This is a genomic window from Prauserella cavernicola, assembly GCF_016595675.1.
GTDB classification, from domain to species: domain Bacteria; phylum Actinomycetota; class Actinomycetes; order Mycobacteriales; family Pseudonocardiaceae; genus Prauserella_A; species Prauserella_A cavernicola.
In genome coordinates this window covers 49,764-63,255 of the sequence record NZ_JAENJH010000007.1, presented here as the reverse complement: position 1 = coordinate 63,255, position 13,492 = coordinate 49,764, and the positions used below count along the sequence as shown (strand labels likewise).

13 protein-coding genes are annotated in these 13,492 nt (G+C 70.1%); 11 read left to right on the top strand and 2 right to left on the bottom strand.

Features of this window, described 5'->3' with window-relative positions; all coding sequences use genetic code 11:
- Nucleotides 1-182: 182 nt before the first annotated feature.
- Nucleotides 183-1,079: a lantibiotic dehydratase C-terminal domain-containing protein gene (locus tag JHE00_RS24635; protein ID WP_200322235.1), complete on the top strand. Its 897-nt coding sequence runs from the start codon at nucleotides 183-185 to the stop codon at nucleotides 1,077-1,079.
- Complete coding sequence (locus JHE00_RS24630) at nucleotides 1,076-1,243, top strand: hypothetical protein (RefSeq protein ID WP_200322233.1); 168 nt, start codon at nucleotides 1,076-1,078, stop codon at nucleotides 1,241-1,243. Before JHE00_RS24635 ends, JHE00_RS24630 begins: the two co-directional genes overlap by 4 nt.
- A gap of 20 nt (nucleotides 1,244-1,263) precedes the next feature.
- On the opposite strand, the gene JHE00_RS24625 is transcribed toward JHE00_RS24630, so the two are convergent.
- Both JHE00_RS24625 and JHE00_RS24620 read right to left on the bottom strand, forming a co-directional pair.
- Nucleotides 1,264-4,305 carry an AfsR/SARP family transcriptional regulator gene (locus JHE00_RS24625; RefSeq protein ID WP_200322230.1) on the bottom strand — a complete coding sequence of 1,014 codons (3,042 nt, stop codon included), beginning with the start codon at nucleotides 4,303-4,305 and terminating at the stop codon, nucleotides 1,264-1,266.
- Nucleotides 4,306-4,339: 34 nt separating this feature from the next.
- Entirely contained in the window at nucleotides 4,340-4,684 is a 345-nt protein-coding gene (locus JHE00_RS24620; RefSeq protein ID WP_200322228.1) for a hypothetical protein, read from the bottom strand.
- 134 nt (nucleotides 4,685-4,818) lie between these two features.
- Here JHE00_RS24620 and JHE00_RS24615 point away from each other — a divergent pair, with 134 nt between their 5' ends.
- The 9 genes from JHE00_RS24615 to JHE00_RS24575 all read left to right on the top strand — a co-directional run bounded on the left by JHE00_RS24615 (nucleotide 4,819) and on the right by JHE00_RS24575 (nucleotide 13,466).
- On the top strand, nucleotides 4,819-5,589 hold the full coding sequence (locus JHE00_RS24615; protein ID WP_200322226.1) for an alpha/beta hydrolase: 771 nt from the start codon (nucleotides 4,819-4,821) through the stop codon (nucleotides 5,587-5,589).
- 214 nt (nucleotides 5,590-5,803) lie between these two features.
- Complete coding sequence (locus tag JHE00_RS24610; protein ID WP_230424922.1) at nucleotides 5,804-6,856, top strand: LacI family DNA-binding transcriptional regulator; 1,053 nt, start codon at nucleotides 5,804-5,806, stop codon at nucleotides 6,854-6,856.
- A 35-nt stretch (nucleotides 6,857-6,891) separates the two neighbouring features.
- Nucleotides 6,892-7,824, top strand: a complete 933-nt coding sequence (locus JHE00_RS24605) for a DUF6772 family protein (protein WP_200322222.1) — start codon at nucleotides 6,892-6,894, stop codon at nucleotides 7,822-7,824.
- 44 nt (nucleotides 7,825-7,868) lie between these two features.
- A complete protein-coding gene (locus JHE00_RS35250; protein ID WP_200322220.1) occupies nucleotides 7,869-8,195 on the top strand; it encodes a DUF6385 domain-containing protein in 327 nt (108 codons plus the stop codon).
- Between the two features lie 52 nt (nucleotides 8,196-8,247).
- Nucleotides 8,248-9,177, top strand: coding sequence for an ABC transporter permease (locus JHE00_RS24595; protein WP_200322218.1), 930 nt, complete (start codon nucleotides 8,248-8,250; stop codon nucleotides 9,175-9,177).
- Nucleotides 9,174-10,052 carry an ABC transporter permease gene (locus tag JHE00_RS24590; RefSeq protein WP_200322216.1) on the top strand — a complete coding sequence of 293 codons (879 nt, stop codon included), beginning with the start codon at nucleotides 9,174-9,176 and terminating at the stop codon, nucleotides 10,050-10,052. The genes JHE00_RS24595 and JHE00_RS24590 overlap by 4 nt, the downstream gene beginning before the upstream one ends.
- A 72-nt stretch (nucleotides 10,053-10,124) precedes the next feature.
- Entirely contained in the window at nucleotides 10,125-11,621 is a 1,497-nt protein-coding gene (locus JHE00_RS24585; protein WP_200322214.1) for an ABC transporter substrate-binding protein, read from the top strand.
- Nucleotides 11,614-12,654, top strand: coding sequence for an ABC transporter ATP-binding protein (locus JHE00_RS24580; RefSeq protein WP_230424921.1), 1,041 nt, complete (start codon nucleotides 11,614-11,616; stop codon nucleotides 12,652-12,654). Before JHE00_RS24585 ends, JHE00_RS24580 begins: the two co-directional genes overlap by 8 nt.
- On the top strand, nucleotides 12,651-13,466 hold the full coding sequence (locus tag JHE00_RS24575) for an ATP-binding cassette domain-containing protein (protein WP_200322212.1): 816 nt from the start codon (nucleotides 12,651-12,653) through the stop codon (nucleotides 13,464-13,466). Before JHE00_RS24580 ends, JHE00_RS24575 begins: the two co-directional genes overlap by 4 nt.
- The last annotated feature ends 26 nt before the right edge of the window (nucleotides 13,467-13,492 follow it).

Genomic DNA, 13,492 nt, shown 5'->3' with positions numbered 1-13,492 from the left:
GCCACAGCGACTACACGCCTGGTATTCGCCGGGAATACGGCCGCTGGCCGAGATCGCGGGGTTCCAGCGGTCACGCACCGGGCGCGTGCACGAAGCGTGTACCAGAGATATTCCGGCGGTCCCTACGGTGTTCGTCGGCCCGCTGGTCGGAGGCGGGGCGAGTGCGGAAGGGGGCCGTGCGGGTGGCCGCTACGCGATCGTGGGTCAGCGCCCACGTCTTCTACGACGGCGAGCTCGACCTCGTCATCACCGATCTGCTGGCCACGGTGCAGAGCCGGCTCGACGAGGTGGCCGCCGGGGCGGAACTGTTCTTCCTGCGGTACTGGAACGGCGGACCACACGTTCGCATCCGGGTGCTCGCCACTCGGCTCCACACGGACGACGTCCGGCGGATCGTGTCCGGGGCCATCGTGGACTTCCTGCGTCGCGCCCCCGCACCGGCCCGCGGGAGCCAGGCGGACTACGACCGCTACGCGCCCTCGAAGGCGACCCGCGAACAGGTGCGGTCCTACGAGCTTCGCCGCCGCCCCAACAACTCCTTCGCGTTCAGCCCGTACCGGCCGGAGACCCACAAGTACGGTACGGGCGCGTCCCTGCGCGCCGCCGAGGACCACTTCGTCCGGTGCAGCGCGGCGGTGCGGCGGTTCCTGGAGACCCGGCCCTCGAACGAGCAACGCGGCGCGGCGGCGTTCGCCGCGCTCGCCGTGAACCGGTGGATCGCCTCGCACGGCACCGGCCGGCCGCAGTCCGCGTCGGTGATGTGGACGCCCGGCGGAGAGGCCGCGGCTGCGGCCCGGTACGAAAACCGGCGGGACACCCTGCTCGCCATCTCGGCACGGATGCGAGCGCTGGCCGCGAATCCGCCATCGGAACCGTCCGAATTGGCCGGTGCCCTCGCGGCGTCCGCCACGACACTGGCCGGCCGGATCGAGGCGCCCGACGCCCCGCGGGACGTCCTCGACCGGTGTGCCCGGCTGACCTGCAATCGCCTCGGCGTGAGCCTGACCGGGGAGTCGCGGCTGCGCGACCTCTCCAACAGGGTCTTCGCCGAGCTCGCCGGCGAGGAGGCGGTCGTATGACCATCCCCGACAGGCCCGGTGTGCGCCTCAGGGCGGCGCACACCCGGTCACGGGCCGAGGATCTCGTCGTCCGCGTCGACGAGAGGACGGGCCTGCTCGCGCTGGCGACGACCCGCGTGCGCGAGACCGCGCGGGAGTGCCCGCCCTCTCCTCGGAACCGCTGACCGTGCCGTCCGGCGAGAACTCACGCCAGCCGGGCGTCCAGGGTTCTCGTGCCGTCCTCGTCCGAGATCCCGCGGAACAGCTCGCGGGACTCGTCCCACACGGCGCGAGCTCTCGGCGGGTCGCCCGCGGCGTCGAGGGCGTCACCGAGGGAGCGCAGCGTGCGGGCGAGGTAGGGAATCCAGCCGCGGGTCCGCCACATCCGCACCGACCGTTCGAGAGCGGCGACGGCGGCCCGCGCGTCTCCCTCGGCCAGGTGCAACCGGCCGAGCACACCGAGTGCGTCGGCGAGGTGATGGCCGAAGTTGCCGTTCTCGCTGTGGGTCAGCGTCAGCTCGACGGTCGCCCTCGCGCGCTCGTCCCCGACCGCGACGAACAGCTTCGAGAGGTAGAGCAGCGAGAACGTCTCCAGGTAGCGGTCGTTCAACCGCCGTGCCATCGCCAGGGACCGTTCCAGCAGTTCCTGGCCCGCCGCGACATCGCCGCAGAACGTTTTCGCCGCACCGAGGAACTGGGTGATCGTCGCCGTGTAGTGGGCATTGCCGAGCGCCTCGACGACCGGCGTGGCCCGCTCCAGGACCTCGACCGCTCCGTGAGGGTCGTCCTCGCCGTGGACGATCGCCATCACGTGATAGGCCCGCGCCTGTCCGCCGAGGTAGCCGGCGTCCACGGCCGTGCGCAGGGCGCGCTCGGCCAGCGCGAGCGCGGCCGCACCGTCGCCGTCGGCGGTCATGCCCCACGCCACGGTGGCCAGTGCGTCGGCCCTGCCGACCGGGTCGTCGAGCTGGGTGAACAGGTCGAGCAGCTGGGACGCGCCCGCCCGCAACTGGGCCATCGCCGGGCCGGGGCCCGCCGGCGAGCGCCACGTCGTGACCTCCAGCAGGCCTCGCATCAACACGGCCTCGCCGCGGGTGTCGCCGGTCTCCCGGCAGAGCGCGAGCGCCTGCTCGTGCATGCGTTGCCAGCCGTCGTACAGGCCGCGCACGTTGAGATAGGTCTCGGTGGATCCCGCGAGGTCCCACGCGAGCTGGGTCATGCCCGCCTCGCAGGCCTGCGCGACACCCGCCATCAGTGCGGCGTGTTCGGCGCCGAACCAGGCCATCGGATCGGCCAGCAGCCGGCCGGAGGCCGCCGCGGGCAGCCGCCAGCGCGACGCCCCGCTGTGCATGGGCGCGTAGCAGGGACCGGGAACGTGCTCGGCCGCGGACTCCGCCAGCGCCAGCCACGCGCCCAGTGCCCGCGCGAGCGCGGCCCGGCGCTCGGCGTCGGCGTCCTCACGCCGCGACCGTTCGCGCGCGTACAACCGGATCAGATCGTGGAACCGGTACCGGAGGGCTCCCGTCTCGTCGGTCCGGGTGAGGTTCAGCAGATGCGCGTCGACCAGGGTTTCGATCTCGTGCTCGGCCTCCCGCACCGGGACGTCCAGCAGGGCCGCCACCGCCCACGACGCGAAGTCCGGTGCGTCGAGCAGCCCGGCCAGCCGGAAGGCTCGCTGCGCGCCACCCGGCAGCATCCGGTAGCTCAGCTCGAATCCCGCGCGGACGTCGAGGTCACCCGCGACGAGCTCGTCCAGCCGGTGCCGTTCCTCCCCGAGGACCTCGGCGAGACGGGACAGCGTCCACTGCCGTCTGCTGAGGAGCCTCGCCGCCGAGATGCGCACCGCCAGGGGGACGCGGCCGCACAGCCGGGTGATCTCCCGCGCCGCATCCGGGTCGTCCTGGATGCGATCCTCGCCGACGATGGCGCTCAGCAGTTCGATCGCCTTGGCCGACGGCAGGACGTCGAGTTCCAGCAGGCTGGCGCCCTCGATGCCGACCAGTCGCACCCGTCCGGTGAGCAGCACGGCCGTTCCGGGGCCTCCGGGCAGGAGCGGCCGCACCTGCTCCTCCCCCGCCACGTTGTCGAGCAGCACGAGGACCCTGCGGCTCGCGAGGCAGCTCCGGAACAACGCGACGCGTTCGTCCAGCTGGTCGGGAATCGCGGCGGCGCTGATACCCAGCGCGAACAGGAACCGGCTGAGCACGTCCTCAGGGCGGGCCGGGTCGGCGGAGGCGCCGCGCAGGTCCGCGTAGAGCTGCCCGTCCTGGAAGTGACCCGCGACCCGGTGCGCGACGTGCACGGCGAGCGTGGTCTTGCCCAGGCCGCCCAGACCTGCGATGCCGGCCATCGCGACGGCCCCTGGCCGCGGCGTGGTGAGGACCTCGGTGAGGCCGTCCACCTCGTCGTCCCTGCCCGTGAAGTCCGCGATGTCCGGCGGCAGCTCAGCGGGAGCCGGAACCGCGGGCGCGTTCGTGAGCGTCGTGGCGACACGGGAAGAGAGGTCGAGGGAGGGGTCCTGGGCGAGGATTCGTTCCTGCAGGTCGTGCAGCTCGCCGGAAGGGTCCAGACCGGTCTCCTCGATCAGGGTCTCGCGGGCACGCGTGTACTCGGCGAGCGCGTCCGCCCGGCGGCCGCAGCGGTACAGCGCCAGCATCAGCTGTGCGCGAAGCCGCTCTCGCAGGGGATGTTCGCGGGTGAGCGCGGTCAGCTCGCCCAGCAGCTCGGTATGCCGGCCCAGCACCAGATCCACGGCGATCCGCGACTGCAGAGCGGACAGGCGGACCTCGTCCAGCCGCACTGCCTCCGCGGCCAGCATCGGCACGTCGGTCAGATCGCCGAACGCGGGCCCGCGCCAGAGCGCCAGCGCCTCGTGCAGGCGACGGGATGCCTCCTCCGGCGCACCAGCGGTCTCGGCCGCCCGCCCCGCGTCGGCCAGGTGTTCGAAGGTGGCCGCGTCGAGCTCGTTCCGCTCCACCGGCACCAGATAGCCGGTGCCCTGCCGCACCACGCGAGCCGGATCGCCCAGCTGCCGCCGGAGCCGGTGCACGTAGGTCTGGACGTTCTTGGTGGCGCTCTTCGGCGGGGTGTCGCCCCACAGCGCGGAAGCCAGCTGATCCTCCGACGCGAGGTGGCCCGCCCGGCACAGCAGCACCGCCAACAGCACGCGCGCCTTGGGAGTGCCGAGCTCGAGCAGCTGCCCGTCGTCCCGCCACACCGTCAGCGGGCCCAGTATCCCGAACCTCATCATGCTCCCTCAGACATCGACCGTCGTCGGCGGCTCACGGCCGCACCACATCGTCGGACTGCGGGTCGAACACCACGAGACCGAACTCCGTGGCCAGTGCGAACACCGTCTCGATCGCCGGCGAGCTGCGCTCGGAGAAGCTCATGGTCAGGAACACGTGGTCGATCCCGACCGCCAGCGGCGTCGACATCCACGGCGAGTCCGGGCCGCCCGCGCCGTGGTCGGGGAAGCGGCCACGCAGCCGCTCGTAGAACCCGACGACCCGCTCGTCCAGCTCGCCGTCGATGTGGTCGGCGGCCCGGCATCGACCGGCCATCTCCCGGACCGCGGCGTCGTCGGCCACCGCGTCCGCCGCCAGCACCACGAGATCAAAGCTCATACGGCCCATCATCCACGCCGGGGCCCGCGGCGGACCACAGGGCGAACGGTGCCGGTCCTTCGGAGCCCGAGGTGAGTGTGGACGATCGGGGCTCGCTTGACCGACCGGCGCGACGAGGTCGAGCATGATCGGTCATGCGCGAGATCCCCTACCGGACCATCGGGAACCGGACGCTGCTCCTGCGCGTATCGCCACCGTGGGAAGCGGCCGGCTCGCCGGCGCCGGCGGCCGTCTTCTACCACGGTGGCGGCTGGGTGAAGGGGCACTGGACGCAGTTCGAGCCGCAGGCCGCTCGCCTCAACGCGCTGGGCGTGCTCACCGTCTTGGTCGAGTACCGCACGGAGGGCCCCGTGGCGGCGAACGAGGACGCGGTGGCAGCCATGAACGCGGTCGTCGAGCGATCTCCCGAGCTGGGGTGCGACCCGTCGCGCATCGTCGCCATCGGTGGGTCGGCGGGCGGTCAGCTGGCGCTGGCGACAGCCGTGCTCAAGCTGCCGAACACGAATCCGGACCATCGGCCCGCGGCGCTCGTCCTGTTGAATCCCGTCACCAACACCGCCGGAGAATTCCCCGTGGGATTCGGCAGGAATCATTTCAACGACGACGATCATGCCCTGCGTTACTCGCCGCTGCAGCACGTCGACGAGAACACCCCGCCGACGCTGGTCCTACATGGCACAGCGGATTCCGCCGTGCATCACCAGAGCTCGGTGGAATTCGTCGAGAAGGTCAATCGCAGCGGCGGGCAGGCCGAGCTCGTTCTGTACGACGACCAGCGGCACGGGTTCTTCAACCCGCGGAGTACCGAACCTCGTCAACCCGGAAACCCGGACGACGAGTATTTCGAGCGGACCACCCAGGAAATGGAACGTTTCGTCCGTCGAATGGTAGCGAACAATGCTTGAGCGCACATCGCGATGATGTGACGGGAACACCTCCGTCACCAAGTCTGTTCGGCTGTTTCCTCGCCCGCGGGCGCGGGCACAACGGCCGCCGCGTTCCCACCCGCGACCTCCCCCCGCTCGACGTCCGCGAGGCTGCCAAGAGGCTCTTGACGGCAGGTGACGCGTGTCCGTAATCTTCCGCCACACCAGCGATCGATACGTATTAAGGACGCCGATGGCAGGTCAACGACGATCACCCACGCAAGTCGACGTAGCCCGTCGCGCCGGCGTGTCCCAGGCGACGGTCTCGCTGGTCGTCAGTGGTGGCGCCTTGGGCGACCAGGTGGCGGAGAGCACCCGGGAGGCGGTGCTCCGCGCCGCCGAGGAGCTCGGCTACACGGTCAACGCCGTGGCGCGCAGCCTCAAGAGCGGCCGCAACCGCATGCTCGGGCTGTACACATTCGAACCCGTCTTTCCGGTCGACCAGCGTGACTTCTACTTTCCGTTCCTGCTCGGAGTGGAAGAGGCGACCGCCGCGTACGCGTACGACCTGTTGCTGTTCAGCTCGGCGGGCGCGGGTGGCGACCGGCGGATATACGCCGGCGGGGTCAACAGGTTGAAGGTCGCCGACGGATGCGTACTGCTCGGCAGGCACCTGCATCGCGACGACCTGGTCGAGCTGGCCACAGAGGATTTCCCGTTCGTGTTCGTCGGGCGACGCGAGGTGCCGGGCGTGGAGCTGTCGTACGTCGCGGCCGACTACGTGGGGGCCACGAGCGACGTGGTGCGGCGCCTGATCCGGCTCGGGCACCGGCGCATCGCCTACCTGAAGGTGACCGACGACAGGGAGTGGACCCACGATCGCGAAGTCGGTCTCTGGCAGGGCCTCGCGGAGTCCGGGATCCCGGAGGACCAGGTCCGCGTCCTCGCTATGACGGAATGGGCCGCCCTCACCGCGGTTCAGCTTCGGGAGTGGCTCGCGGCGGGGACCACCGCGGTGCTGGTGGAGCCCACCGACGACGACAGCGCGATCGTCGCGCTGGAGCGCGCGGCCGCCGAGGCCGGGGTGCGGATCCCGGACGACCTCTCGGTCGCCGTGCTCGGCGACCCGGAGCTGCGCGAGGCGAGCGCCCGCGACTGGACCAGGTTCACCATCCCCCGCGAGCAGATGGGCCGCGACGCCGTGCGGACTCTGCTCGAGCTGATCGACGACAACACGAGTCCGCGACAGGTGTACCTGGACTGCACCCAGGTACCCGGCGACTCCGTGGCAGAGATTCCCGGTTAGTCCGAACAGGCAATCACCACCCCGACGGAGGCACGATGCAACGCGTCATTTCCTATGAGCGCGGCCTGGAGAAGTTCAACCCACTACGCAACGTCGTGACCTACGACGACTTCGATCTCGGATTCAACGGCTGGCTGGACCTGACGCCGAACTTCGTGAACGCCGACTACCGGCACCATCCGTCCGAAGTGGACCTGGCGAGCTGGGCGCCGAGCATGATCAGTGCCGCGCCGATGCGGTTCGCCGCCACGCACGGATCGATGGAAGGGACGTACTCGCTCAAGCTCAACACCAAGCCGGTCGCCAACCGCTACGAGGAGAAGCCGGCGAACGGCAGCATGGGCGTCGTCCTCAAGCGGCTCTCCAACTTCGACCCCAACCTGCGCTACGTGCAGATGGAGGCGTGGTACGCCTACACGCCGCAACAGGACCGGCTGGGGTTCGGCGAAGAGGACATGCGCGCGTTCGGGTTCTACTTCGACCTGCAGGATCCCGAGTACCGCTGGATGCCGGGTGTGCGCTACGTGAACTCGGTCAACGGCGAGCTCACCAAGAAGTGGCAGTACTGGAAGGTCGCGGACGGGGTCACGAAGAAGGAGTGGTGCTACGGCCGCGAGGACGGCTGGCAGCGGCCAGGGATCGACAACCTCTGGTACGGGCGCCGCTTTCCCGACGGCTCCGCGGATGCCTTCCAGTGGGTGCCCGACGGCGCCCAGGACCTGCTCTACAACGAGAGCCCCGACAAGATCAACTGGTTGTACTTCCGGCTGCTGATCGACTACCAGCGGCGCGAGTACGTCGAGTTGCAGAGCATGGACAAGACCTTCGACCTGCGCGGCCTGTCGCCGACGATGTCCGAGCCGTACAAGAGCATCAACAACCTGATCAACCCCATCTTCTTCGTCGAGACGGACACGAACCGAAGCGTGAACCTCTTCCTCGACTCCGTCGTGTACTCGACGGAGTGAGTCCGTCCGCCACTGTCCACGCCATCCGAGAGGGACTCGTTTCCGTGCTCACATTTGCTACCTCGGTAATCGAACGCCGGCTCCCGATCACAGCGGCGCACTCCACGCACCCGTTCGAAGCGGGCTGGGCCGGCGAGGCGGTCTTCTTCGTCCAGGTCGAGGGAACGCACCCGGCACTGTCCATCCAGGCCCAGATCTCCCCGGACGGACTGCACTGGGTCGACCGGGGAGAGCCCCGGAAGTTGCTGGAGCAGGAGGAGATCACCGCCATCGACCTCGCGAACTTCGGCGGCTGGCTGCGGCTGGCCATCACCGGTGCGACCGAACAGGAACCCGCGACCGTCCTGGTTCACCTCGCCCTGAAGGGCTGACCCGGAAGCGACGTCGCTTCGGGTTCACCGCGATCGAGAGGAGGACGGCCTGGTGCTGCCCCAACTCGCGCGTCGCCTCGGCCTCATGGTGTTCACCGTGTGGGGCGCGCTCAGTCTCACCTTCGTGATCCTCCGTATCGCGCCGGGGGATCAGGCCACCGTCCAACTGGGACCGGAGGCCACTGCCGCCGACGTGGCGGCGCTGCGCACGGAGCTCGGTCTCGACCGGCCGGTGTTCCTGCAGTACCTGGACTACCTCGGCTCAGCGGTCACCGGTGACTTCGGTGAGTCCTACCGGTTCCACGACTCGGCGATGACGGTGATCCTCGACCGGTTCCCCGCCACGGTCGTGCTCGCGCTGAGCGCGACGGTGCTGGCGCTGACGGTCGGCCTGCTCCTGGGCGTGCTGGCCGGCCGCTCGCCGGGACGGCTCACCGACCGCGTGATCTCCGGCTGCACGCTGGTGATGCAGGCCATTCCGCCGTTCTGGTCGGGCATCATGCTGATCCTGCTCATGGCGCTGACCCTGCGGCTGCTGCCGAGTGCGGGCTCGGGCGACCTGGAGCACCTCGTGCTGCCCGCGGTCACCCTCGCGATCCCGTTCACCGCACTGGTCGCGCGGATCACCCGCAGCAGCGTCGCCGAGGTCACGTCCGAGCCCTACATCCAGACGGCACGGTCGAAAGGCCTGTCCGAGCGCGCGGTGCTGACACGCCACGCCGTGCGCAACTCGGTGATCCCGGTCGTGACGATGGTGTCGCTGCACATCGGCACCCTGATGGGCGGCGCCGTGATCGTCGAGCAGGTCTTCGCGTGGGAAGGCGTCGGGTCGTTGCTGGTCAGCGCGGTCGGCAACCGCGACTACGCCATCGTCCAGGGCGCCACGGTGCTGATCGCCATCATCGTGGTGACGATGAACCTGCTCGCGGACCTCGTCAACGCCCGGCTGGATCCACGAATTCGGGCGGGGGTCACGTCATGACGGCGATGGGGCTGGTGCACGACACCGCACTGCCGGTGCGGACCGGACGGGGCACACTGCGGCGAGTCCTCGGGGCCATCCCGATCGTGGTGTTCGGCCTGTACGTCGTGGCCGGGTTGTTCGGTCCGCTGGTCGTCGACTACACCCCGGTGGAGGGCGACCTCGACGACCGCCTCCTCTCCCCCGGCTCGGTGCTCACCGACGGCAGCACGGCCCTGTTCGGCACCGACGCGCTCGGCAGGGACCTCTTCGGCCAGGTCCTCTATGGAGCAAGGACATCGGTGATCATCGGTGCGCTCGTCGTGCTCTTCAGCGGCCTGGTCGGCATCGCGGTCGGCTCCGCGGCCGGTTATCTGCGCGGCACGACCGATGTGGTGGTGTCGCGGGTCATCGACGTGTTGCTCGCGTTTCCCGGCATCCTGCTCGCCATCGTCATCGCCGGGGTGTTCGACCGGAGTCTGGCGATCGTGGTCATCGCGCTCAGCGTCACCAACTGGATCGGCTTCGCCCGCCTCTCGCGTTCGATGACCATGTCGCTGCGGGAACGCGAGTGGGTCAAGTCGGCGACGGTGATGGGGATCCGGCGCCGACGCGTCGTCACGCGGCACATCCTGCCGTTCATCGCCGGGCCGACGCTGGCACTGGCGACCATCGAGTTCGCGGGCGCCATTCTGGCCGAGGCCGCCCTGAGCTTCCTCGGACTCGGCCTCCCGGCGGCGTCCGTGTCCTGGGGACAGACGATCGCCTCCGGCAAGGAGTATCTCGCCAGCGCCTGGTGGATCTCCGCCATTCCCGGCATAGCCCTCGCGGTGCTCGTGATCTGCGTCGGCTTCACCGGGGACCGGCTCACCCGCCATTTCGGTCGCAGGCAATGACGAACCGACCGATCGCGGGCACGCCGCACCACGTCTACATCAGCCGAGCACGGCTCAGTGAGGAGCGATGCAATGAGATCTCGACGGCACGCCGCGTTCGCGGCGACCATGGTCCTGGGGCTGGTGGCGACCACGGCATGTGGCGCCGATTCCGCGGGGGACGGCAGCGGAGGGGAGATGGCCGTCGCCAGTGCGTTCCCCACCGAGTCCATCGACCCGAACGGGCCGCTGGCCATCGACGGCGGCACCCGCGTCGCGGCGATGCAGTTGTACAGCCCGTTGCTGGACACGATCGGCCCCGGCGAGTTCGAGCCCAACGCCGCGCAGAACTGGGAGATCAACGACTCCGCGACGGAATTCACGTTCCCATTGCGTGAGGGGATCACCTTCTCCGACGGCTCTCCGATCACGGGCCAGGACGTGGCCGCGTCGTTCGAGCGCACGGTGGCCTCGGACAGCCCGTTCTCGGCGAACTTCGTCGGCATCGGCGTCGAGGCGGCCGACGACTCGGTGACGTTCACCGCGGAGACCCCCGACCCGGCGCTGCCCGCCAAGCTGACCGGGGTCATGATCACGCCGGCCGACGCCGCCGAGGACAGCTACCTCGGCACGCCGGTCACGTCCGGGCCGTTCAAGGTGGAGTCGTTCACGCCCGGCGGAGACCTCGTCATGGTCCCCAACGACCGGTACTGGGGCGACAAACCGAAGCTCGACCGGCTCACCATCCGGTCTATCCCCGAGGTCGCCGCACGGGTCACGGCACTGGAGACCGGCGAACTCGACGCGGTGTGGGGCATCTCCGACGACCAGCTGACGCAGTTGACGAGCAACCCCGAGGTCCAGATCGTGTCCGCGAGCGGTTCGGCGGTCATCACCATGTGGATGAACGCCTCGACACCCGCGCTGGGCACGGCCGAGGTGCGGCGGGCGCTGTGGCAGGCGGTCGACTTCGACAAGAAGATCACGGCGCTCTTCCCGGAGAGCGGTGAACCCGCCGACTCGGTCGTCGGGCCCACGGTGTTCGGCTACGCACCGCAGGAACCCGTGTCCTACGACCCCGACGCGGCGAAGAAGGCGCTCGAGGACGCGGGATTCGACTTCGACACGACGTTGCGCTTCCACTACTCGCAGGCGCAGTTCCGGCAGTGGGTGGACTCGGTCGTGTCCGATCTCGCCGCCATCGGGGTCAAGGCCGAGGCGCTGGAGAAGGAACAGGCCGTCTACACCGAGGACCTGCTGGCCCTGAAGTGGGACATCAACATCCAGCAGGTCGGCACGCTGGGCCTGGACGCCTCGTACAACCTCGGCAGGCTCTACACCTGCGAGGCGGAGCGGACCGGGTACTGCAACCCGGAGCTGGACGAGATGCTGCAGCGCGCCGGGACCGCCGTCGATCCCGCCGAGCGGGAGGCGGCCTACGCCGACGCGACCGAGCTGATCTGGAACGAGGCCGTCGGCATGTACCCGATGTTCGTCAAGAACCTGTACGCCACCTCGTCGGCGGTGTCCGGCTTCGAACCCGATGGTGAGGGACTGCCGCGCTTCGACACGGTGTCGATCGATGAGTGACAAGCGCCCCGCACCGGCCGGCACGGCGGTGATCTCGGACCAGGCGCCGGAGGGGTCCCGGCGGGCGTCCGCCGGGTCCCTCCGGGTCAGAGAGCTGACGATCGCACTGCCCGGGCCGCGGGGCATGGCCGAGGTCGTCGACGGTGTCTCCTTCGACATGGCCGAGGGGCGCACGACCGGCCTGATCGGCGAGTCCGGCAGCGGGAAGTCGCTCACGGCGATGGCGCTGGTCGGTCTGGTCCCCGACACCGCGGTGGTGAGCGGGCAGGTGCTCCTGGGTGAGGAGAACCTGCTCACGGCCGGGCGGGCGCGGATCCGGCAGGTCCGGGGCGCGGAGATCTCGGTCGTGTTCCAGGATCCGTCGACCGCGCTCAACCCCACCATGACCATCGGTGACCAGGTCGGCGAGATCCTGTGGGGCCGGGGTGTGTCCCGCGCCCAGGCGCGGGAGCGCGCCGTGGAACTGCTCGAGCACGTCGGGATTCCCGATGCGGCGCACCGCGTCGGCGCCTACCCGCACGAGTTCTCCGGCGGGATGCGGCAACGCGCGATGATCGCACTGGCGCTCGCGGGCGAGCCGAGGTTCATCCTGGCCGACGAACCGACGACCGCACTGGACGTCACCGTGCAGGCCAGGATCCTCGACCTGCTCGGCCGTCTGCGCGACGAGGACAACCTGTCCATGCTGCTGGTCAGCCACGACCTGCGGGTGATGTCACACGTCGCCGACGACCTCGTCGTGATGTACGCGGGCCGGGTCTGCGAACGCGGTGCGGCGAGAACGGTGCTGCGCACGCCGCTCCATCCCTACACCGGCGCGCTGGTGCGCAGCGTTCCCTCCGTGCGGGTCGGCTCGGCGATCGCCGACCCGCTGCCGGGCAGCCCGGCCAACCCGTTCGACCGGCCGCCCGGCTGCCCGTTCAACCCGCGCTGCCCGCGCGCGGAGGACCGCTGCCGCACGGAGGTGCCCGCGTTGCGGGAGATCGCGCCGGGACGCCTCAGTGCCTGTCACTTCGCGGAGGAACTGTCATGACGGCGTCGGCCGGTCTGCGGATCACCGATCTCACGGTGACCTATCCCGGGCCGCGCGCCAGTGGCTTCGGGCGACGGTCGTCGATCACGGCCGTCGACTCCGTGAGCCTCGGCGTCGCGCCGCACGAGACCGTCGCGCTCGTGGGCGAGTCGGGATCCGGGAAGTCCACGATCGCCCGCGCGGTCGTGGGCCTCGTCGCTCCGGCGGCGGGCGGCATCGAGTTCGACGCAACGTCGCTGACGAACCAGCGGGACCGGCGGGCGCGCAGGAACATCGCGATGATCTTCCAGGACCCCCGCTCCGCGTTGAACCCGCGCATGTCGGCGGCGGCGTCGATCAGCGAGGCCTGGGAGGCACATCCCGACGCGGCACCCGACGGTGTGCGCAAGGACGCCCGGCGACGACGTGAGGCCGTGGTCGATCTGCTCGCCCAGGTCGGCCTCGATCCCGACGTCGCGGAGAAACGTCCGACGGCGTTATCCGGCGGGCAGTGCCAGCGAGTGAGCATCGCCCGCGCGCTGGCGCTGCGCCCACGGTTGCTCATCTGCGACGAGGCGGTGTCGGCGCTCGACGTCTCCGTCCAGGCCCAGGTGCTGCAGCTGCTGGTGAGCGTGCGCGAGGCGCGTTCGCTCTCGATGCTCTTCATCACGCACGACCTCGGGGTCGTCCGCCAGGTGGCCGACCGGGTCGCGGTCATGCGCCGCGGCGAGCTCGTCGAGAGCGCCGACGTGACGACGCTGTTCTCCGCACCCCAGCACGACTACACCAGGGAACTTCTCGACGCGGCCGTCGATCTCGATGTGAGCGGCTGACTTTCGCACGGCCACGTCACGGCACG

Excerpts from the sequence above, each read along its gene's own strand:
- JHE00_RS24630 (WP_200322233.1), top strand. The coding sequence starts at position 1,076 with ATGACCATCCCCGACAGGCCCGGTGTGCGCCTCAGGGCGGCGCACACC.
- JHE00_RS24585 (WP_200322214.1), top strand. The coding sequence starts at position 10,125 with ATGAGATCTCGACGGCACGCCGCGTTCGCGGCGACCATGGTCCTGGGG.
- JHE00_RS24620 (WP_200322228.1), bottom strand. The coding sequence starts at position 4,684 with ATGAGCTTTGATCTCGTGGTGCTGGCGGCGGACGCGGTGGCCGACGAC.
- JHE00_RS24610 (WP_230424922.1), top strand. The coding sequence starts at position 5,804 with ATGGCAGGTCAACGACGATCACCCACGCAAGTCGACGTAGCCCGTCGC.
- JHE00_RS24580 (WP_230424921.1), top strand. The coding sequence starts at position 11,614 with ATGAGTGACAAGCGCCCCGCACCGGCCGGCACGGCGGTGATCTCGGAC.
- JHE00_RS24575 (WP_200322212.1), top strand. The coding sequence starts at position 12,651 with ATGACGGCGTCGGCCGGTCTGCGGATCACCGATCTCACGGTGACCTAT.
- JHE00_RS24590 (WP_200322216.1), top strand. The coding sequence starts at position 9,174 with ATGACGGCGATGGGGCTGGTGCACGACACCGCACTGCCGGTGCGGACC.
- JHE00_RS24615 (WP_200322226.1), top strand. The coding sequence starts at position 4,819 with ATGCGCGAGATCCCCTACCGGACCATCGGGAACCGGACGCTGCTCCTG.
- JHE00_RS24625 (WP_200322230.1), bottom strand. The coding sequence starts at position 4,305 with ATGAGGTTCGGGATACTGGGCCCGCTGACGGTGTGGCGGGACGACGGG.
- JHE00_RS24605 (WP_200322222.1), top strand. The coding sequence starts at position 6,892 with ATGCAACGCGTCATTTCCTATGAGCGCGGCCTGGAGAAGTTCAACCCA.